Origin of the sequence: Agrobacterium sp. O3.4, assembly GCF_041414895.1 — a bacterium.
Lineage (GTDB): Bacteria > Pseudomonadota > Alphaproteobacteria > Rhizobiales > Rhizobiaceae > Agrobacterium > Agrobacterium cucumeris.
The window spans coordinates 76,363-97,368 of sequence record NZ_JALPZP010000008.1 but is presented as its reverse complement, the minus strand read 5'-3'; the positions used below and the strand labels follow the sequence as shown (position 1 = coordinate 97,368).

General features: G+C 59.4%; 18 protein-coding genes and 2 pseudogenes. 15 read left to right on the top strand and 5 right to left on the bottom strand.

Annotation, left to right across the window (positions count from 1 at the left end; all coding sequences use genetic code 11):
* The first annotated feature begins 82 nt into the window (after positions 1–82).
* The 7 genes from M0412_RS24050 to M0412_RS24020 all read left to right on the top strand — a co-directional run bounded on the left by M0412_RS24050 (position 83) and on the right by M0412_RS24020 (position 8,940).
* Positions 83–2,077 carry a bifunctional diguanylate cyclase/phosphodiesterase gene (locus M0412_RS24050; RefSeq protein WP_237681479.1) on the top strand — a complete coding sequence of 665 codons (1,995 nt, stop codon included), beginning with the start codon at positions 83–85 and terminating at the stop codon, positions 2,075–2,077.
* 25 nt (positions 2,078–2,102) lie between these two features.
* Entirely contained in the window at positions 2,103–3,359 is a 1,257-nt protein-coding gene (locus M0412_RS24045; protein ID WP_142843323.1) for an ABC transporter substrate-binding protein, read from the top strand.
* A gap of 384 nt (positions 3,360–3,743) precedes the next feature.
* Positions 3,744–5,411, top strand: coding sequence for a globin-coupled sensor protein (locus M0412_RS24040; RefSeq protein ID WP_142843322.1), 1,668 nt, complete (start codon positions 3,744–3,746; stop codon positions 5,409–5,411).
* Between the two features lie 249 nt (positions 5,412–5,660).
* Positions 5,661–7,598 (top strand): TadE/TadG family type IV pilus assembly protein, encoded by a 1,938-nt coding sequence (locus M0412_RS24035; protein WP_237681478.1) that lies wholly within the window; start codon positions 5,661–5,663, stop codon positions 7,596–7,598.
* On the top strand, positions 7,595–8,191 hold the full coding sequence (locus M0412_RS24030; RefSeq protein ID WP_142843321.1) for a TadE/TadG family type IV pilus assembly protein: 597 nt from the start codon (positions 7,595–7,597) through the stop codon (positions 8,189–8,191). The genes M0412_RS24035 and M0412_RS24030 overlap by 4 nt, the downstream gene beginning before the upstream one ends.
* The gene (locus tag M0412_RS24025; protein ID WP_142843320.1) at positions 8,188–8,625 is read left to right on the top strand and encodes a TadE/TadG family type IV pilus assembly protein; all 438 of its coding nucleotides are present in this window, start codon (positions 8,188–8,190) and stop codon (positions 8,623–8,625) included. The genes M0412_RS24030 and M0412_RS24025 overlap by 4 nt, the downstream gene beginning before the upstream one ends.
* Positions 8,626–8,679: 54 nt before the next feature.
* Positions 8,680–8,940, top strand: coding sequence for a PilZ domain-containing protein (locus M0412_RS24020; protein WP_161596383.1), 261 nt, complete (start codon positions 8,680–8,682; stop codon positions 8,938–8,940).
* An 85-nt stretch (positions 8,941–9,025) separates the two neighbouring features.
* Here the strand turns inward: M0412_RS24020 and M0412_RS24015 are convergent.
* Positions 9,026–9,331: pseudogene (locus M0412_RS24015) on the bottom strand (transcriptional repressor TraM); the annotation flags it as partial.
* Between the two features lie 196 nt (positions 9,332–9,527).
* Here M0412_RS24015 and M0412_RS24010 point away from each other — a divergent pair.
* The 3 genes from M0412_RS24010 (at position 9,528) to M0412_RS24000 (ending at position 10,918) form a co-directional block, all read left to right on the top strand.
* On the top strand, positions 9,528–9,740 hold the full coding sequence (locus M0412_RS24010) for a helix-turn-helix domain-containing protein (RefSeq protein WP_037094533.1): 213 nt from the start codon (positions 9,528–9,530) through the stop codon (positions 9,738–9,740).
* A gap of 171 nt (positions 9,741–9,911) precedes the next feature.
* The gene (locus M0412_RS24005) at positions 9,912–10,544 is read left to right on the top strand and encodes a DUF433 domain-containing protein (protein WP_142913698.1); all 633 of its coding nucleotides are present in this window, start codon (positions 9,912–9,914) and stop codon (positions 10,542–10,544) included.
* Complete coding sequence (locus tag M0412_RS24000) at positions 10,541–10,918, top strand: DUF5615 family PIN-like protein (protein WP_142913697.1); 378 nt, start codon at positions 10,541–10,543, stop codon at positions 10,916–10,918. The genes M0412_RS24005 and M0412_RS24000 overlap by 4 nt, the downstream gene beginning before the upstream one ends.
* A 16-nt stretch (positions 10,919–10,934) precedes the next feature.
* Here the strand turns inward: M0412_RS24000 and M0412_RS23995 are convergent, their stop codons facing one another.
* From M0412_RS23995 to traA, 4 genes are read right to left on the bottom strand one after another with little or no spacing between them, the layout of a single operon-like run.
* On the bottom strand, positions 10,935–11,549 hold the full coding sequence (locus M0412_RS23995) for a TraH family protein (RefSeq protein ID WP_142913696.1): 615 nt from the start codon (positions 11,547–11,549) through the stop codon (positions 10,935–10,937).
* Between the two features lie 16 nt (positions 11,550–11,565).
* The gene (locus M0412_RS23990) at positions 11,566–12,729 is read right to left on the bottom strand and encodes a conjugal transfer protein TraB (protein WP_142913695.1); all 1,164 of its coding nucleotides are present in this window, start codon (positions 12,727–12,729) and stop codon (positions 11,566–11,568) included.
* On the bottom strand, positions 12,719–13,285 hold the full coding sequence (gene traF, locus M0412_RS23985; protein ID WP_244614276.1) for a conjugative transfer signal peptidase TraF: 567 nt from the start codon (positions 13,283–13,285) through the stop codon (positions 12,719–12,721). Before traF ends, M0412_RS23990 begins: the two co-directional genes overlap by 11 nt.
* Entirely contained in the window at positions 13,282–16,593 is a 3,312-nt protein-coding gene (gene traA, locus M0412_RS23980; protein ID WP_142913694.1) for a Ti-type conjugative transfer relaxase TraA, read from the bottom strand. The genes traF and traA overlap by 4 nt, the downstream gene beginning before the upstream one ends.
* A gap of 254 nt (positions 16,594–16,847) precedes the next feature.
* Between traA and traC the strand changes: the two genes are divergently transcribed.
* From traC to M0412_RS23955, 5 genes and pseudogenes are all read left to right on the top strand, one after another.
* Positions 16,848–17,144, top strand: coding sequence for a conjugal transfer protein TraC (traC, locus tag M0412_RS23975; protein ID WP_142913693.1), 297 nt, complete (start codon positions 16,848–16,850; stop codon positions 17,142–17,144).
* A gap of 4 nt (positions 17,145–17,148) precedes the next feature.
* Positions 17,149–17,364 carry a type IV conjugative transfer system coupling protein TraD gene (traD, locus tag M0412_RS23970; RefSeq protein ID WP_142913692.1) on the top strand — a complete coding sequence of 72 codons (216 nt, stop codon included), beginning with the start codon at positions 17,149–17,151 and terminating at the stop codon, positions 17,362–17,364.
* Positions 17,357–19,333: a Ti-type conjugative transfer system protein TraG gene (gene traG, locus M0412_RS23965; protein ID WP_269703638.1), complete on the top strand. Its 1,977-nt coding sequence runs from the start codon at positions 17,357–17,359 to the stop codon at positions 19,331–19,333. The genes traD and traG overlap by 8 nt, the downstream gene beginning before the upstream one ends.
* A 360-nt stretch (positions 19,334–19,693) precedes the next feature.
* A complete protein-coding gene (locus M0412_RS23960; protein ID WP_193559327.1) occupies positions 19,694–20,137 on the top strand; it encodes a thermonuclease family protein in 444 nt (147 codons plus the stop codon).
* A gap of 199 nt (positions 20,138–20,336) precedes the next feature.
* Positions 20,337–20,585, top strand: a pseudogene (locus M0412_RS23955) (WGR domain-containing protein); the annotation flags it as partial.
* Positions 20,586–21,006: the final 421 nt, after the last annotated feature.

The window sequence follows — 21,006 nt, the reverse complement described above, 5'->3', positions numbered from 1 at the left end:
ACAGCTCATAAGCGAACACAACAAGTCCATGGGTCGGTATATTCGGTCGATCAGCCGGCAATACCTTAACACGGTCATCATTATGATGTTGTTGATCGGGGCTACGTGCGCGACGGTGCTGGTGGCGCTGGACCGCCACTCGCTGCAGCAGAACATCAGCTTTCTGACCAGCAATCAGTTCATACGGTTTCAACAACTCGCCAACCAGACCCGTGCTCTGATGCGCGCTTCGGCTGACCTCAAGCTGCCCGAATATATTGTCGATGCGATGCGTGACGACATCCTCCAGGCAATTACGGACCTCCGCTCCGTGGCGAGCCGGTTGGAAACCATGCATGCAGAAATCAAGGGGAACTACCTTGAACGTCTACTCCCCCAGGACGAGGCGTTTGAGCGCGCAAGAGAGGATTTGGGCAAGTCTGTAGTGGAATTCCTTGGGCGAGCTGAGCAAATCGCAACGGCCGGCACGCAAGAGAGGCGGGATCGATATTCGTTCTGGGGAGCGATAGATTTTGCGGCAGCATCCGACAGCATGTTGATGCGCGGATTTTCAGATCTCAGTCAGCGTACTCACGAACGAAGCACGCTCAGTGTCTACAACGCGAAACTTGCGGGCGTGTGTCTTCTTGCGCTCATCGCAATGACCGTCCTCGTCACAGCCACGCTGGTGTTCCGCCCCCTGCTGCAGAAACTGCGCAATGAGCATTTCCGGACCGTAGACTACCAGTCCAAACTGGAGCATCTTGCGCATACGGATGGTTTGACGGGGCTTGGCAATCGCTCCCAGTTCAACACCGTTCTTACGCATCTTGTCTCTGAACTCGGACGCAAGGATCCGGGTTTTTCAATACTCCTGGTCGATCTCGATCACTTCAAGGGTATCAACGACAGCTTCGGTCATACTGCCGGAGATGCGATCCTCCGGCATGTCGCAGAGGCGCTTCGGCAGGTTGTGCGTGCAGGTGATACGGCAGTGCGTCTTGGGGGAGACGAATTCGCGATGCTTCTTCCTGGCGTGACGGATGCGTCATTATTAATTTCTATTGCGGAGCGCATAAGGCAGGCCATTGCCGAAGATATCGTCTTCGAGGGGCGAATTCTTCGGACGTCGGCATCCGTTGGTGGGGCTATCGCGCCTCTTCATGCAAATGATGGCACCGGTCTGCTGCAAGCGGCCGATGTGGCTTTGTACGCCGCCAAGGGGGAACGTAGTGCCGCCGTCGTCATCGACGAAGCTGCACTTGCCAACCGGATCGAGGACACTCAGCTCTTGGCTGCACTTGCCACCGCAGCCGACCGACAGGAGTTTGTCGTTCACTATCAGCCAAAGGTCGACCTCCTCACAGGCAAGCATGTGGGGTTTGAGGCGCTGGTGCGCTGGCAGCACCCATGTTTCGGATTGCTGCCGCCCGGTCGGTTCCTGCCATTGATGGATGGCACCCAACTCATGAAGGGTATGACCAAGGCAGTCATATCGACTGTTGGCCGTGACCTTCGTTTCTGGAAGCGTTCCGGCTTGGCGCCCGGCACCGTCGCCATCAACCTGCCAGAGATGCTTCTCCTGACGGACGAAAGCTATGATATCTTTGCGAAGGTAATCCGAGAAAACCGCCTTGAATGGAGCGATTTTTCTGTCGAGATCACAGAAGATGTATTCCTCAACCGAGGTTCCCAGCGGATTCTCAACGCTGTGGAGGGATTTCGTCGACAGGGCGTTTCCGTGTCGCTCGACGATTTTGGCACTGGGTTTGCTTCCTTGGTCCATCTGCGGGACTTCCCCTTCGACGAACTGAAAATCGATCGTAGCTTCGTTTCCGGCATCGAAACGGATCCGCGGTCGGCACAAATCATCCGCGCAATCGTGGACCTCTCCAACAATCTCGGAAAACGATGCGTCGCCGAGGGTATCGAGACGGATGCCCAAAGCCGCTTCCTTCTCGAGATCGGCTGCGAGCTGGGTCAAGGCTACCTGTTCGGCAAACCCGCGCCCGCTGAGATTGCGGTCTCTCACATTCCTGCGGTCCAATTCGTACCGTTTGTCGAAACAATCCACCCGGTCGCCGCGGGCGCACATTGACGCATCATTCCGGAGCAAATGCAAAATGACCTTTTCAAACAAAGCAAAGCATCTTGGTCTGGTTCTTGCGCCACTGGTATTTGGCCTGCCCTCCAGTCCTGTTTCGGCAGACGAGCGCGGCGCCATCGATGTCGTCCATTATTGGGTGTCGAAGAGTGAGGCACGAGCGCTCGACGTGTTTCGGGATGCTTGGTCGCGTGCGGGAAACCGTTGGATCGATCTTCCTATGGAAAACAAGGTTGCCGTTCAACGCACAGTGAGTGATCGCGTCGCCAGCGGCTACGCACCCGCGGTCATGCAGTGGAACGCCAATGAAGGTTCCCGGGAATTGCCGGAAATGGGAATCGTCCTGGATCTGGAAGAGGTTGCCGCGGCAGACCGCTGGCGTGAGGTGCTACCTGCGACCGTGGTTGATCGGATAAGCTTCAAGGGGAAGATCTACTTCGCACCAACGAACATTCATGCCGAGAACTGGCTGTGGACCAGCAAGGCCCTCTTTGATCGGCTGGGACTTCCGGCGCCGAGGACGTGGGAGGAAATTATTGGCGCTGCCGACAGGATAAAACAGGAGGGGCATGTTGCTCTCGCACTGGGAGGCGGCCGCTGGGAGATCTCGCTCATATTCAATAACATCATGTACCAGCAGCTGGGTTCGCAAGGATATGCCCGCGTAATCCGGGGTGACGCGTCGATGATACGTGATCCCCGGATGGCTGAAGCGCTCTCGATGTTGCGACGACTGTCCAGCTATGCTGAGCCTGCGCAGCGGCGGGTGGGCAAAACCTGGGCGGATGCTGCTGCGGCGGTGGGAAGCGGGGATGCCGGCATGCAGTTCATGGGTGATTGGGCCAAGGGAGAACTGATGACAAGAGGCTATGTCTTGGACAAGGACTTCCAATGCAGCCTCGTGCCGGGTACGGAAATCGCCTACTTCATGGTCGTCGATGCCTTCGCCTTCCCGATTACAAATCGCGAAGCTTCAATCAAAGCACAGCGGGATTTTGCCCGCGTGGTCATGGACCCGGTCAATCAGGTTGCTTTCAGCGGGCTCAAGGGATCACTTCCCGTACGGACAGACGTGGATCCGAGTAACCTTGATCGCTGTGGTCGTCTTGGATTGGAAATGATCGCAAGGAACAGCGACGTTAGCGCCCAATCCATGGCAATGCCCGCCCAGATGTCCGAAGCATTTATCGCGGTTCTTGCGAACTTTTTCGACGATGATCGCATACCCGTCGAAAGCGCTCAGGAGCAGCTTTATGCTGTCCTAAGCAAGAAATAGGCTCATCAGGGGAAGTGAGCGCTGATCACTCGCAACGGCCGGAGTGCCAGAGCGGGCCGCGGAGGTAGATGAGCCGAGCATAGCACATGCGGTGGCGGTCGTGTGCCTGCCAAGCAATTGATCGCGTCGGAATGACCGCTCATTTTTCATCCCGACAGTATCGGCCGATAATATCCGAAATTCGCACGCGATGTCCCATGGGCGCAGCTAAGGGTGAAGGGTCAAGCACCTATGGGTTTCGGTTAACACCAAATTAACCAGGTCGGCCAAATTTGGGGTCGTCGAGAAAGGCGGATGAGCGCCAAAGCCGGACATGATGACGGGTTTCGACGTGATTGAGGCACTGCCCGATCACCGTTTCAGCCATTTTAATCGAGGTCGGGAATGTCGAGCCAGTCCGCCATGCATACCTGCAGCAACTCCGTCCAGAGTGCTGCAGCTGTAGTCTCAAAGTCAAAAAGTCAGAGTGTCGAGCGTCGTCTCGATTTCATGCAACTCGATCAGGAAGGACGCGCCGGGATCCGATCGCTGAAGGCCCTCGTCGAACGCGAACTGCCACATGGCCTCGACAAATTCTACACGCAACTGCGAATAACCCCCGAAGCCAGCCGCTTCTTCTCCTCCGATGATCACATTTCCCGCGCCAAGGGCGCACAGATGGGTCATTGGGTCAATATCGCGGACGGCAACTTCAACGAGGATTATGTTGCCAAGGTGCGGACGATTGGCACGGTGCATGCCCGCATCGGCCTGGAGCCACAATGGTATATCGGTGGATACGCCATCATTCTCGACCATCTGATCAACAGCGCCGTCGAAGAGATATTCCCGAAGGGCGGGATGTTCTCGAAGAAGACGATGAAGCCGGCAGAGTTCGGCAAAGCACTCGCCGGTCTCGTGAAGGCCGTGATGCTGGACATGGACCTGGCGATATCCGTCTATATCGACGAGGCGGAGATCGCCAAGCAGAAGGCCCAGACAGAAGCCATCGACGCGGAGCGTCAGCTCGTCTGCAACTGTTTCGGCAAGGCGATGGCGGCAATCGCCGCCAAGGATGTGAGCTACCGGATCGATGACGATCTACCGGCGGCCTATCATGTGCTGCGAGACGACTTCAACAATGCACTGGAACAGCTGTCGACGACGATCCAGCATATTGATGGTGCCGCGACCCAGATCAGCGCCGGCGCGCAGGAGATCCGCTCTGCCGCCGATGATCTCGCCAAGCGCACCGAACAACAGGCCGCCTCGATCGAGGAGACGGCGGCGGCGCTGGAGGAGATCACGACAACTGTCAAGGATTCGAGCCGACGCGCGGAAGAGGCTGGGCACCTTGTTGCCAAGGCCCGTGCAGGCGCCGAAAAGTCCGGCCAGATTGTTCAGCAGGCCGTCTCCGCCATGGGTGCGATCGACAGCTCATCGCGGGAAATCTCCAGCATCATCGGGGTGATCGACGAGATCGCCTTCCAGACCAACCTCCTGGCGCTCAATGCGGGTGTCGAAGCCGCAAGGGCCGGCGATGCGGGTAAGGGCTTTGCCGTTGTCGCCCAGGAAGTCCGCGAACTGGCGCAACGCTCGGCCAAGGCCGCCAAGGAGATCAAGGAACTGATCAACAATTCCGGCGAGCAGGTAAAGGAAGGTGTATCGCTGGTCGGGCAGACCGGTGAAGCTCTGACGGAGATCGTCGGCGAAGTGAAAGAGATCGACCGTCACATCGGGGCGATCGTCAGGGCATCCAGCGAGCAGGCGACCGCTCTTCAGGAGATCAATACTGCCGTCAACACGATGGATCAGGGAACGCAACAGAACGCCGCGATGGTGGAAGAATCCACTGCTGCAAGCCATGCTCTGGTCCAGGAGGTCAGCCGTATCACGGGTATGCTCAGCGATTTCAACACCGGCCGAGGTTCGATCGCGCGTCCTCGCCCTGTTGGGAAAGCCACTGTGCACGCGGCGTCCTCTCCGGCGCGCGACCTTCGGTCGAAACTGCGTGAAACATTTGCCAGTCAGGGCAATGCAGCAATCGCTACCGGAGATTGGGAGGCGTTCTGAGAACGCGGACTGAGCGATTGCTCAGTGGTGTCCATTCCGTCGGGCTCTGTCCGCGTTCGCGGTGAAGTGCAGCCAGGAACAGCGCAGAGCACTTCGTTTTTCGGTCCCATCGCTGGAGCGAGAACCCTGTTTTGGGGTCCCTCGTGGAACGGAGCCGGGTCGCCATTTGCCAGACAAAAAATATGAAGAGCAAAGGCGCCCGGCCATCAGGTTTGCACTGGCCCATGGCTCCCAAAGAGAATTTTGACCATGAAGATTATTCACCACCTTATTTTACGTTTGAGCGCCGACCGGCACGGCGGCATCGCGATCATGGCGGCAATACTGCTGCCGGTCATCATTGGTTTTGCTGCTTTGTCCGTCGAGTATGGATACGGGTTGCTGGTCCGGGACGAAAATCAGCGCACTGCTGATCTGGCATCTTACGCGGGCGCGCTCGCCTATAGTGAAACAAGCTCGCAGGATCGGATGAGGTCTGCCGCGCTCAATGTTGCGAAGCTCAACGGCGTCGATCCCGCGAACGTTTCCGTCTCGCTTGCGGCGTCACCGAAAAACGAAAAGCTCCAGGCGGTATACGTTGAGGTGAAGACGACGAACACGCTGTTTCTGGCGCCGGTTCTAGGGGTGAAACCTCAGCTTGACGTCGCAGCAGAGGCCTATTCTTCGTTTGGCGCGGCGGAAAGTGCCTGCATCATCGCGCTTGATAAATCGGGAACAGGCGTGACGCTTTCCGGTGGTGTCCAGGTCGGCGCGCCAAATTGCTACGTGGCCTCTAACAACGATCTGATCGCACCATGTGGTACCAAGATCACAGCCAAGAGTGCCACCTACTTTGAGGGTTCTTCGCAGCCCTGTCCGTGGACAGCGAACATTGTGAAAGGCGACGGCAGCGAAGCTCCCGTCACCAAGCAGTACACCTCCGATCCCTTGGAAAATCACGCGGGCGTGGCGGAACTCAATGCTCGCCTCGACATAATTCGGAAGGCGTCCTGGCCGACTGAGGCTTCGGTCACCAAAGGCAAGGACATCGAGTTCGGTGGCAGCACCTCACCCCCGGACACTGCCGCCGCCCTGCAGGCCATTGGATGCAGCTACGATCCGGCCAACTACAATCAGTACTGGATGGACAAGTGGGATGTGACCTGCAGCGGTTCCAAGATCAACATCGGCTCGTTGCTTGTCCACGGCAACCTCCAGGTGAAGTTCAACGTCTCGGGGGTCAAGTCGACAGTCTATAACTTCTCGGGCAGGATTCAGAACGACTTCGGCACGAAGCTCGAATTCGGTGACGGCACGTTCAACGTCGAGAAGGGGGTCTATGGTGCGGACCTGACATTTGGAACTGGTTCGTTCCACTTCGGCATGGGAGGCGAGAAATGTGGTGATGCCCGCTATAGCCTCTGTGCCTCGGGCAAAGTCACCATAGATGGACCAAGCGCCTTCGTGTTTGACGCAGGTTTCTACACGGGTGCAGGCGCCACACTCAAACTCGGGGCCGGTACGTCCAACAGCTACACCATCGGGAAATCCAGCGGCGACAACGCCATCGGGCTTGATGGCGGCTCCATCACGGTCATGGCGGATGCCAGCACCGGAAAGGGTGTTTTCCGCCTGAACGGAGATCTGAACGGCGGTGGTGGCGGTAGCTGCATCACCATCCCCGCAAGCGCCGAGCATGACATATCCGGAAACGTCAATCTGGCAGGCGGTGCACGACTTGGCGCTGGTACCTATACCGTTGACGGGTACTTCTCGGTGAATACCGGCGGCTCCGCATGCAGCGACAACGTCGCGGTCTCCGGCAAGGACGTCACCATCGTCCTGTCAGGCACCGAAACACCTTCTGATTGGGAATGTAGCGGAAAGTCATTCTGCCTGACCGGCGGCAACGCCATCACGCTCAACGCCCCGAAATCCGGCCCCTATGCGGAATTGGCGGTTATCGGTCCGCAGTCTTCCAAGAATACGACAGGCGCTGAGATCACCTCCGGCGGCAGAGCGAAAATCTCGGGCGCCTTCTATTTTCCAAATGGCGTGATCGATTTTGGCGGTGGTGGTCAGCTCGGGGACGCGGGTAACGGCTGTCTGCAACTGATCGGCACGAGCATCTCGCTATCCGGCGGCTCCCAAGCGATGTCCGAATGTACGCAACTGAGTGGAACCCGAAAGGTGGCCTTGGTCCAATGAAGACGTTTCTGAGAATAATGGCGCTGCGAGCACGCGTTCGCCTTGGCCATCCGCTTTTTGTGTTGAAAGACACAAAGGGCAATGCTGCTATCGAATTTGCCTTGGTCGTTCCCATCTTCGCTCTCGTCTTCGTGGCGAGTGTCGATCTGGGAATGCTGGTGTTCTCGCGATTTCAACTGGAGGCGGCCGTCTCGGCAAGCGCCAGCTATGCAATCGCCCATGCCGACCAGGTCGATGGCAGCAACGGTAGCGAACTGGCCAAGAATCTTGCCCTCATGATCGCCAGCAATTATCGGGGCGATGCCACCGCGGCAATACAGGTCAATAACGGTCCGCAGGCCAGTTATGACGGGGCGACGATCAAGATCGGTGGCGTCTCCAGTCAGGCCAATGCCTGCTATTGCCCGAAGGGGAATGCCGCATCTGTCGAGTGGGGGTCGCAAGTCACCTGCAACTCGTCTTGCCCTGACGGCGGGCGTGCCGGACGCTATGTCGCTGTAACGGCAAAGCAGGCATATACCCCGTTCTTCACGATGTTCGATGTCGTCAAGGACGGTTCCATTGCCGCCAACGCAATGGTGCAGACGAAATGAGGTATTCCATACGCAGGTTCATTCGTGAACGTTCCGGCGCCAGCGCCGTTGAGTTTGCGTTGGTCGCGCCGGTCTTTTTGTTGTTGCTGTTTGGTATGATCGAATTTGCCCGGTTGTTCTGGGCGACCCATGCTCTTCACGAAACAGCAATCGCCACGGCGCGTTGCATGGGCATACCGCAGATCCAATGCGAAGACGGTGGAGCCTACAGCTCGGAGAATGCGATCGCATTTGCGAAGTCCAAAGCGGCGGGGTGGCTCATCCAACTTGATCCGACGGCGATCACTCTCGATCGCAGTGCCAGCTGCAACGGTTTGGAAGGTCTTTCAAAGGCGAGGATCGAATACGAGTTCACGACCGTTGTGCCAAATCTCCTGACGTCCCTGGCGGGCGGCACTCAGCTGAAAGCCGAAGCATGCTACACCAACTACTGATGTGGCCGCACGGGGCTCCATACCACGTTGCACGTCCCGACGGTTTGCTCTGCCGTGGATGAGCGGCGGGCGTCCCCCAGAATACGCGCCTTCAAGGGCGCGCGTATCATCTATAACAACGGCGTGGCCACGCGGGATTGCACGATCCGCAATCTGTCTGCAGGTGGCGCCCGGTTGGTCATGGAAACGACGATGGAACTTCCCAACGTGTTCGAGCTGGCGCTGGAAGGCGGTTCTCGGCGTCAATGTGAAATACGTTGGCGTAGGTTTAATGAACTGGGCGTCGAATTTATGGGTGGCAATATACCAACATGAACACAACGAGCTAGCTTCCAGTCTTCTCCGCCCGATACGATGATACTGATGGCCGGATTGTATGTTCGAAACACCGTGCTGAATCGTCCAATGGGACGTCGGGGATGTAGCCAAGTGCGTCGATGATCTGCGACAGCTCTTCCTGCTGGGCTTCGGACTTCTTCTGACGGGCAATGTATTCATCCTGCAGGTTTGCCAGGACGTCGCTGGAAACCGAGGGGTCGCCGCTCGCGCGAGTCCATTCCTCGTAGACAGCCTCATCCGCGGCGAGCAGCCGGCGGTGTTCGTGTATTGCCGACACCGCCAATTCCTCCAACGCTTCCTTCGGCATCGAACAGAACCGCGGATCCCGCTCGCTCTTGTCGGTCTCAGAGGACTCCGCATCGTTCATTCGTTTTTCCTCGAAACTCATTCCTTCACCACTCGAAACGATGCTTTGGTCCCGCACTGTGCGGCCGCGCTACAGACTATCATAAGACCAACATTGCAAATCCGTCGAAGATCGATTGCCCCCAATATCACAGGACATGTCGAATCGGAACTATAGTTCCTAGAACAATAATTCCGATTCAGGTTCCGCTCACGTCATGGATCTCAACGAGGTCATGGCGGTCAATTTGCGTCGAATACGTCATGGCAAGAAACTGACGCAGGAGGAACTGGCGCACCGCACAGGCCTGAGCGCACGCCATATCGGTGCCATTGAACGCGCCGAAATGTCGGCAACCCTCACCGTCCTTGGCCAGATTTCAGAAGCGCTGGGCGTCGAACCCGCCGAGCTTGTGACCAAATCGAACTGATCTGCAAATCGCGCCCGTGGTCGACTGGATTTTAGGGTTCGGAGGCGGTTTCCGCTCCGAAGCCGATGTGCATCGATCGATTGGGACAGCTCGACCACTGAGATTGAGCATGGGTCAAGGCTTTACACGAGCGGCGGGCCGCATTATATATTCTCCACAAGGAGAATGATTATGGCCAGCACATCACACGCCTACACACCCGCCGAGGCGGCGGCTGTCAGCGAGATCGCTGTGAAGTCGGTGCACAATGCGATCGACAAGCGCATCATCGAGACTCATCTCGTTGGTAGCAGGGGTCGAGCACTCACCGATGAGGATCTGCTTCGGTTGAAGCTCTGGTACGGCGTCGGATCGATCTTGTCTGCCGAGCGCCGCAAGCGCCTATTCGATACGATCGACCAGAACCCCGATGCCGAAACTGTTAGGGCAGACGATTATCTCATTATCGACGTTGCGCGAGCACGAGAACAACTGGCCGCGCGGGCCGAGGCGCTTCGAGAAGCCGAACGACTGATTGAAAGCGTGAAAGGCGTCGTGGGCGGCGAGCCGGTTTTCAAGCGAACCCGTGTTCCCGTGCGAACGATTGCCGCGATGAAGACCCAAGGCGCAAGTACAGCGGAAATCGTTGAGGGCTATCCTTCGCTCACCGAGCGCATGGTGGAACTTGCCGAGATCTGGGTTGCGGCCCATCCCGCCAGAGGACGTCCGAGGAAGCTTTCGGAGCAGGGCCTGAAGGTGAAATCCGTGAAGCGCCTGATCCTTCGGAACGAGAACGTCCCTAAAACGTCTGGCTCGACCTCGTGAAGTTTCTTATCGATGAATGCCTTCACACGTCTCTCGTGGCCGTGGCTCAAGAGCACGGCCACGATTGTTTCCATGTAAATTGGCTGGGACTGAGCGGCGAGACCGATTGGGACCTAATGCCTCGGATTATCGAGGAAGATTTCACCTTCGTGACGAACAACGCCCGCGACTTCCGGAAGCTCTATGCCAAGGAAGAGCTGCATGCGGGTCTGGTGATTATCGTCCCGCAGGTGCTGCCTGTGCTGCAACGAGAATTGTTTGCCCTCATATTGCAGGATCTGGCAGGCGCGCAGGATATGGTCAACGCAGTCATCGAAGTAACCCTCGACGGAGAGGAAGCGGTTCTCACGCGCTATTCGCTTCCGGAAGTATAGTCACCTTCCAAGGAAATCATTTTCCTCCGATCCTCGACAGGTCGATCCGCATCTCAGCTGACCCAACGTTCTCGCTTTTCTCGGCGCCTTCAGTGCTTGTATCCGCAGGAGGTATGTCGCTGCTCGCCTCGGCCTCCTCTGGAGGCAATACATTGTCTATCGTCACGCTTTTTCTCGGATCCTCCGCCTGGAACACGCTCACGCCTTCGAACTCGCCGGTCTTCCAGGCGTAGACAGCGTCCTCGAAGATCTGAGGGAAGACGTCATCGCTCTTCGGATTGCCGTACCATTTGGCAACGATCCGCAAGACCTTCGCGAACATCGCCGTTCCCTTGCGAAGGTTTTCGCAAGGATCGACGAGATCAGCCTTTAAGTCGGCCGTATCCTTGACGCCGACACCCGCAGGGAACTGTGTCAAGCCGACGCGGACCACTGCCTGGCCGACATACTGCCGGACGATCGCCATGGCCTCGTCCGGCGTCATCGCCTTCGGGACGAGGATCAATCGGCCACCCGATTTGACCGTGACGGCAAGCGGATCGTTCGAGCCCGCAGCGGTCACGAACTGTTCGACGATTGCCGGCTTCAATGAGGGGTCGGCGCATTGTTGGATCAGGGCAGCGTCGAGCATGAGGTCTCCTCGGGCTTCAGGTGTTGAAGGAAATCAAGAGGGGCTTATCGAACAGACGCGCCCAGGCTTCCGCATTGGCGCGTTGGATGGCGACGATGGATGTCCCCTTGGTCCACCAGCCGTTGCCGACGGCGACAATGACGTCCGGATCGTGGAGCATGGATTGGAGAACGGGCCAGACGATCAGTTGCTCGTAGCAGATCAGCGGTGCGACCCGAGCATCAGCGACCGCCACTACCGGGTCCGCGATGAAATGCGCCCGCGCGCCACCGCTCTGACCCAGCAGGGGACGCCAAGGCTGCCACATCGAGCCCGGGACCGGCATGCGCTCGCGATAAATGACGCGAGCACCGTTACGAGAGAGAGCGACCAGAACATTATCGTATCCGCCCGTATCGACGACCGCAGCGCCGGCAATGACGGTGACGTCAGTGCCCTGCAGCCCATTTACCCAGAGCCGCTCGACGGTCGGCGTCCAGAAGCCCAGGGCGCTCTCGGGGAGGACAATGGTGAGGGCGCCGCCGGATGCTCGATCCTTCACCGTGGCAATCAGATCACGGTGGTGCCTAATGCTGACGTCGCGACCGAGTGAAGCGCCGAATTCGAGATCGACGCCCCGCCACGCTTCCGTTAGCTTCGGCTCGTCCCAGGTTGCGGCGGACCAGATCCAAAAGCCTGCCAGGACAATCGCGACAGCTGGCCACATGCGGGTTACGAGGCCCATGAGGCCGGCTGTCGCGGCAAGGAGCCCCCACCATCCCCATCCCGGAAACAGCACGCCCGCGGCCGTGATCGGATGCGCCCAGCCGGTGATACCGATTGGCGGAATGGCCATGAGCAAGACTGCCGCGAGGTAGCGAAACGGTCGTGTACGTTCGCATCTCGTCCAGAACATTGCGTGGACACCGACAAAGCCCAGCGATGCGCTGAGCCAGAGCAGCAGTCCCGGCCAGAGGTCGGAGGAATAGAAGGTGGCAACGCCCTGCGGCAGACCGCGTGATGCAGCGAGGAAATAACCGGCGGAAACCGCTGCGGCCGCCAGTCGTGACCGCGCAAGCGCCCAGAGGGTTGGAAACGTGCATGCGAGCGGAAGGAAAAGGACGTGACCGCTCCACGCCACCGTTCCGGCGATGATTGAAGCGGCAATCAACAGGACCGGCCGAACGCGCTTACGGCACATAGGTGAGCACCGGTTGCGCCAGGCCGAGGATGCCCGAAACGGGAAGGGGACCGAAGTAGCGGGAGTCGTAGGAGCTCCTGTGCGGTGAATGGAGGAAGACGCTTTGTGCCGGCACGGCGCCGCCGAAATACGGCACCATCGGCCGACCCTTGCCGTCGCGCTGAGCCAGATCGGAGAAAGGGATCGCATGCCCGTCGATCGTTACGCCCGCACCGATTTCGACATGCTGCCCGGGAACCGCGATGACCGTCTTGATGAGCGGAGCGACCCCGCCCGGGCAGGTTCCGAAGCGGAGATAGCCACGCGCTCTGGCCTCTCGCATGACAGGCGTTTGCGGAGGGCAAATGAAGACGAGATCGCCTGCCGATACCACTCGATTGAGCGCCGAGATGCGCCATATCCCGAGGGGCTCGCTCGGCGTCAGGTTGATGCGGTAGCCGCCGATCTTGGCGGCAGCGGCACTGCCCCCAACGACGGTTGCCGCCACCAACAAAAGCACGACGGCATTCGATCGTCGCGCAGGTCGCATCCGACGTACAGAGACTTGCGCCGTCATTTCAGGGACAGTCCCTGGCTCTTTGTCTGACGCAGGGTTTCCGTCTGTTTCAAAGCCTCCGTCGTGCGCTCATGCGCGGCCAGCTGCTGCGCGGTCCGCATAAAATTCCATGCTGATTGCACTTCGGCCCTCTGTCCGGCCGTCATCCCCGCGGTGACGGTGTTAAATGTCTGTCCGTTGGTGCCTTTTGCGGCAAGAGGCAGGAAGGTCCGCTCGCCGAAACGCTCCGATACAGCTCTCGCAAATCCCTCGAGCTCCGCCTTCACCATTTTGTCGGCAAGCGCATATTCGAGACCGGCCGGCAGGTCGTTGCGGTCGATCGCATCGCGCACACGTTCGAGGGTCTGCTTTGCGTTTGCCGAGAGCGCCGGAATATCGATGGACACCTTCAGACGGACGGCGCGTTCCTCGACCTCATATTTGCGCTCCGCCTCTGCACGCTGGCGCAGATAGCGTTCCAGATTTCGAGCCAGAGCCGGCGCGTTGGTCAGCGCTGTTGCCCGCGCCTGCTTGTCAGTGCCGCTTGCCAGTAGACCGGTCTTGCCTTTCAAGGCGCCGAAGCTTTCCGGTTGATCGCGGATCCTGCCGATGGTGGCATTCGCCACCGCTCCATCCTTCAGCAGTGCGTCGACGTTGATCGCCTTGAACGCGATTCCCGGCTGCGCGTAGACGAGGTGGAAACGGGTCGAAACCTCCTCCCACTGTTTCTTCAAACCGGGATCGGCTGTGACCTTGTCCTCCACCGCCTGGTCGATTGATTTTGCGAAGGTGGTGATGCCGGAAACCATGGGTCTTGCCTTCCTGACAGTGTCATGAATTGGGGATTTCACAGAGCCGATGATGAGCCCGAGCTTGGCGGCGACCGCGGCCAGCCGCGCACCAAGATCGATGAGCTTTTGCTTTTGCCCAACCGTCCATTCCAGCCGATCGCGGAGGAGCGTGCGGGCCACGTTGACGAGATTGAGACCTCGAGCCTCGGCGAAGCGAAGGGCCTGATGGTAGAAGGGACCACCAGCGTAATCGAGGGTCGTTTCCTTGGCGTTCCTGCGCGAGAGGACTGGGATCAAGCCGCCGGCCTTGGCGAAGGATCTTCGGCCGTAATAGACGGCCAGGTCCTCACGATGACGAGTCATGGCGACATAGGTGAGGTGGCGATCAAGAGAAAGAGAACCCAGCACCTTGACCCGATCGACCGTGGCGCCCTGGCTTTTATGGATCGTCGTGGCATAGCCATAATCGAGGTTGTTGTAGAAGCGTTGTTCCACCAGCACCTGGCGCGCAAGCTCGCCATCGCCAACCTGCGCGACGATGCGGCCCGGCCCGGTCTCAACGACCTTGGCCAACATGCCATTCTTGACGCCGAGCGATCCTTCGTTCTTGAGGAACACGATCTGGTCGCCCACGGCAAAATTGCGATCGCCGTCCGCCGTCTTGAACATAGCTCCCTTGTCGAGAACCCCGCGCTCGATGAGTTTGATGCGCGCCATCTGGTTGAGCATGCGAACGTCCCTGCGCAAATGAGCCAGGATCAGCGACGTCTTCGCCGGATCGTAATCGCGGTCCCAGGCGGCGATGAGGTTGTCGACGGCGTCGGCCTTCAGATCCCACCCGATCACCTTGCCATTGGCACGGTAGGCGTCGACTGCCTTGCCGACGTTGCCGCGCGCCAGGTCGAGCGAGGCATCGCGCATCCATTGCTGGCGCTGGCGATAGATGGTTTCGAGTTCCGCATACCCAATGCGATCGGAAATCGCCCGAAACGCGGCGCCTGCTTCGATCGGTTGGAGCTGTTCGGGATCGCCGATGAGAACGAGCTTGGCGCCGGCCTTCGTCACCGCTTCGACGAACAGCGCCATCTGCCGCGACGACACCATGCCGGCCTCGTCCAGAACGAAGACCGTCTTGCTGTCGAGCTGGTTTCTTCCCGCATTCCAGCGAAGCTCCCAGGACGAAAGTGTCCGAGAAGGGATTCCCGCTTCTTTCTCCAGCCCTTCGGCCGCCTTGCCGGCAAGTGCGCCACCGACGACCCGATAGCCGGCCGCCTCCCAGGCTTCGCGTGCCGCCTTCATCATCGTCGTCTTACCGGCGCCGGCGCGGCCGATCACCGAGGCAATCCGCTCGGCTCCCGCGACGTGCTCGATCGCAGTTCTCTGCTCATCCGACAGGCGGTCATGACGGGCAAAAGTCGCGGCGAGCACCGGATCCCGCACGCCATGTGACGACCGTTGCGATAGCCAGACGGCGCGATTGGCCATCTGCGCTTCCAGCCGGATCATTTCCCGCGTCGTGTATTTGGCGGGCAATCTGGAACCAGTGGCAAAGTCGATCCGCTCGCGCTCAAGGCGGAACGTGTCGGGATGCAGGATGATCCGGACCATGAGGCTTTGGAACAGGGCGGGATCGTCGATATAACGATGCAGGATCTTGGCGACATCACGCTCGTCGAAGACGCTCTTCTCACGCGTGATCAGGTCGATGACGAGTTTTGGGCTCCGGTCGATCCGTCTCGCGTTTTCGGCTCTGCGCGCATCCTGCAGTTCGATGCGCTCGAGCTCGACCGGCTTCGTAGCAACATCGGCTTTCCGCTCGATCGCTTTGGTCCCGACGCCAAGGTGGATGGTCGGTTCGAGATCGATCCCCTGCTTTTCGAAGGAGCGGCCGTCGACGCGAAGGTCGAGACCGGCCAGCGCCAGATGCCTGTTCTGGCAGGCAAACCATCCGTCGCGAAACGCGTTGAAATCGTCGATGCCTCCAGCCCAGAGCTCATAGACGATCTTGCCGGCATCGTTGCGGATCGGATTGCCGTCCGGTCCAAGCAGCGCGACCTTCTTGGCGCCGAAACCGTCTTCGGTCAGCGGCCGCAAGGTTGTCATCAGATGAACGTGCGGGTTGCCCGGCGCGTCATGATAGACCCAGTCGGCCACCATGCCGTTCGACGTGATGTGCCGTTCGACGAAATCCCGCACGAGCGCGATATTCTGCTGAGCGCTCAGTTCGATCGGCAGAGCAATGGTGACGTCCTTGGCAAGCTGCGCATCGGAGCGCTTCTCGAAATCTTCGACCTTGTTCCAGAAGGCTTCGGAAGCACCGGCGACCGAACGATCCGCGATCATCGTTCGCAGCCATTCGGGAGCGTCTGCGGGAATAACGAACTCTTCGTGCAGTAATCCGTGCTTGCGAGTGTAGTCGATCGTTCGAGCCTCGCGCTCGAACTCCATCTTGGCGCAGTGCCGGTAGGCCGCCGACAGCACGGCGCTGCGGCCGGAGCCGCGGGCGACAACGCTGACGGAGAAATGGGGGACGGCCACAGCAATTCTTTCCCGGTTGCGAACGAAATCAACAGGTTCGTCGGAAGCGGAAGGCCCCGCCAGGGGCAAAAAGCAGAACGTCGCGTCAGCGACGTATAATTGCGCCCTTCGGATCCGCTCCTTCGGAACGGCCGGGATCATTCACCAAAGCTGGCGCTTTGGCGATTGTAGGATTCACAGTAGTGCGTTCCGCACGCTCCTCCGGGAAACTGGGTTCGAAAGACAAGCTTTCCAACCCAAAGGAGACGTACGGAATGAAAAGGCCATCCTCCAAGATCCGCGACGAAATCGCCAAACTCCAGGAGCAGCTAAAGATCGCCGAGACCCGTGAGGCCGAGCGCATCGGCCGGATCGCCCTCAAGGCCGGACTTGGCGAGATCGAGGTCGACGAGGCAGAGCTGCAGGCGGCCTTCGAGGACCTGGCGAAACGGTTTCGCGGAGGCGAGGTTCGTACGACCGGAGGAAAGAGGGGAGCAGGCGCAGGCGAAAGCAGGGCACCGTCCACGCAGAACGCGACTGGCGCGGCTGCGGGCGGGACTGCTGAGGCTTGAGCGGATGGCGCGCACGACCACATCCGACGCCCGCAAGAAGGACACGCGGGAAAAGATCGAGCTCGGCGGTCTGATCGTCAAAGCGGGCCTTCGATACGAGAAACGGGCGCTGCTGCTGGGCGCGCTCATCGATTTGAGCCAGCGCCTCAAAGCAGATGAGACCGAACGGCCGCGGCTGCTGGCGATCGGCGCGGGGGCCTTTGGCAACAGCGATGAATAGGATCATTCTTTTCATGGCGCCTGTCGTGCTGATGATCCTGGTCGTGATCGGATTGACCGGGATCGAACACTGGCTGTCCGGCTTCGGAAAGACGGAGGCTGCTCGACAGACGCTCGGCCGCGCCGGCATTGCCCTGCCTTATGTCGCCGCGGCGGTCATCGGCATCGTGTTGCTGTTCGCGAGCGCCGGCGCGATCAGGATCAAGACGGCAGGATGGGGCGTCGCCGCCGGAGGGCTAGCGACGATCATTGTCGCCATCGTTCGCGAGGCGATCAGGCTGTCGGCATTCGCGAACCAGGTTCCGGTCGGCAAGTCGCTCCTCTCCTATCTCGATCCGGCGACGCTGATCGGAGCGGCAGCTGCAGCGCTTTCTGCCTGCTTCGCCCTCCGCGTTGCGCTCGTCGGCAACGCGGCCTTCGCCAGTGCCGAGCCCAAACGCATACGCGGCAAGCGGGCGCTGCATGGAGAGGCCGACTGGATGAAAATGCAGGAGACGACGGGCCTGTTTGCGGAGGGCGGCGGTATCGTCGTCGGCGAGCGATATCGCGTCGACAAGGACAGCGTAGGGACGCGCGCGTTTCGCGCCGATGATCCCGACACATGGGGTGCCGGTGGTAAGTCACCGCTCTTATGCTTCGACGGTTCGTTCGGTTCGTCGCATGGCATCGTGTTCGCTGGTTCCGGCGGTTTCAAGACGACATCGGTGACGATCCCGACGGCGCTCAAATGGGGCGCCTCGCTGATCGTCCTCGACCCGTCGAATGAGGTTGCCCCAATGGTGTCGGCCCATCGCACCAGCGCGGACCGAGACCTGTTCGTCCTCGATCCGAAGAAGCCGGAAACCGGATTCAATGCGCTGGATTGGATCGGGCAATTCGGCGGCACCAAGGAAGAGGATATCGCATCCGTTGCCTCATGGATCATGAGCGATAGCGGCGGTACGCGCGGTGTGCGCGACGACTTCTTCCGGGCCTCGGCCTTGCAGTTGTTGACGGCGATGATCGCCGACGTTTGCCTTTCCGGACATACTGAGAAGGAGAACCAGACGCTTCGCCAGGTCCGCGCCAATCTTTCCGAACCTGAACCGCAGTTGCGCCAACGCCTGCAGGAAATCTACGACAATTCGGACTCGGATTTCGTAAAGGAGAACGTCGCGGCCTTCGTGAACATGACGCCTGAAACCTTCTCCGGCGTCTATGCGAATGCCATCAAGGAAACCCACTGGCTGTCCTATCCGAACTACGCCGCGCTGGTTTCGGGCAAGACGTTTTCGACGGGGGATCTTGCCGATGGAAACACCGACGTCTTCATCAACATCGATCTCAAGACCCTGGAGACGCATGCGGGCCTCGCACGCGTCATCATCGGCTCGTTCCTCAATGCAATTTATAACCGCGATGGTTTGATGAAGGGCAGAGCACTGTTCCTCCTCGATGAGGTTGCCCGCCTTGGCTACATGCGGATCCTGGAGACCGCGCGCGACGCCGGCCGGAAGTATGGCATCACGCTTCTCATGATCTACCAGTCAATCGGCCAGATGCGGGAAACCTACGGCGGCCGCGATGCCGCGAGCAAGTGGTTCGAGAGCGCGAGCTGGATCAGTTTCGCGGCGATCAACGATACGGAAACCGCGGATTACATCTCGCGTCGCTGCGGCATGACGACGGCCGAGATCGACCAGGTCAGCCGAAGTTCGCAGATGAAAGGATCGTCGCGGACGCGGTCGAAGCAGTTGGCCGCACGACCGTTGATCCAGCCGCACGAAGTCCTTCGCATGCGCGCTGACGAACAGATCGTCTTCACGGCGGGGAACGCGCCGCTTCGATGCGGCCGCGCGATCTGGTTTCGGCGCGACGACATGAAAGCTTGTGTTGGCACGAACAGGTTTCACAAGCTTGGAAGCCCACCCGAAGCCCCTCTGATCGAGCCGGCGCGCAGAGCAGCGAGCAAGGTCGATCCAGAAAAATGAAGAGTATCGGAGAAATCAGCGTCGCACGAAAGGGCGGGATTTCGGGAATTCTCGTCGTGCGAGGAGCGGGAAATAGCGCAGCCGCAGGAGCCTCAACAAAGAGGCCCGAAGGGGAGGCGGGACCGACCGCGCCCCGCTCCCGCACACCGTCTGATAGCACGCTTGCTCATAAACGCGGATGAACCGAAGCCGATAAGTTGGGGAATACAGGAGAGGACCGAGGTGACGAAATCGAATGTGGTTCCGTTCAGAAAGCCGAGGAAGTCCGGCAGCAGGAACGATCGACATCGCTGGCAGGGGAAGTCACCCCGATCGGGACCGAGCCGCCCGCGCAAACCCCTGATCGCGATCGTCTGCGCCATGGTCATTGCTGCGGGAGGCTGGCTTGCCTTCGGGGGTATTAATAAGCTTTCTGGGTTTGTGACTGCGGCCAACACACCAACAGCGGATTCATCGTCAGCGGCATTTTCATTCTGCGGTGCAGATCGCCATGTGAACTGCATCGTCGACGGCGATACGTTCTGGTTCGAGGGAGAGAAAATCCGCATCGCGGATATCGACACGCCGGAACTCAGCCCGCCGCGCTGCGAGGCGGAAAGGATCAAGGGCGAGGCCGCGAAAGCACGCCTGCGGGCGCTGCTCAATGCTGGCAAGTTTTCGCTTTCAGCCGGGTTGTGCGACGAAGACAAGTATGGCCGCAAGCTCCGTACCGTGACGCGGGCAGGGCGCTCGCTTGGAGACACCCTCGTCAACGAGGGCCTCGCCCGGCGCTGGGACGGCGCTCGACATGGATGGTGCGGCTGAGAGCCGCGAGAGGATCGTCACCATGGGGCGGAGATCGTGTGCGGGCTCCGTGAGCACCGCGAATAGAGCCGTGCGCCGAAGGCGTCCCGCCCAAGCCTGTCATGACATTTCCGATTTCATCACCGATGTGAATCGATCCACCCCGACCGATTCAAAAGTGTCGTTGGACGCGATTCCCGCGATCGGCGATTCTGATCTCATGATCGCGCAACCCTACCATCTCTATGTCGAACGCACGGATGTCGCGAAGAACATGGCACGCTACTACGCCATGTCGATCGAACCGAACCTCTTTGGCGATGTTTGCCTACTCAGGAAGTGGGGCCGCATTGGCGCGAAGGGTCAAATGATGGTCCATCATTTCGGGCGGGAAGAGGAAGCTGTCGAACTGTTTCTCGATCTGCTTCGACAAAAGCGCAAACGCGGTTACCGCCCGCGCGCCTCTGTGGCAAATTGGGAAAGGCCCGCCGAAGCGGGCCAAGAGGGCGTTTCAGCGACGCCGGTCCCAGTCGGTCTCGAGGGACACTTCGATCTCGACGAAGAAGGGGATCTTGATCACGAGCTTCAAGCCGAGCTTGCCCTTGCGGAAGAAGTGGCTGATCACCTTGCAGAGAGTACGGAGCCGACGGCCGGTGGCGGCGAGGAATTGAGCGAGCTGTTGCATGTTGTTTCTCCTTTCGAATTGCGGTCATCGCGGGGATAGTCGGCAGACCGGAAAGGAGGGACGCACCGAAACGAATGTGGAGGACTTGCCGGCGACTGAATTTTGATCCGCGAGGAGCAGCAGTGCTGTGGGGAAAATTCTGGCGGCGGCAGGTTGCGTCGTGACGAACGGGCTGCAACATCCCCGATGAGAGATGACAGCAGGA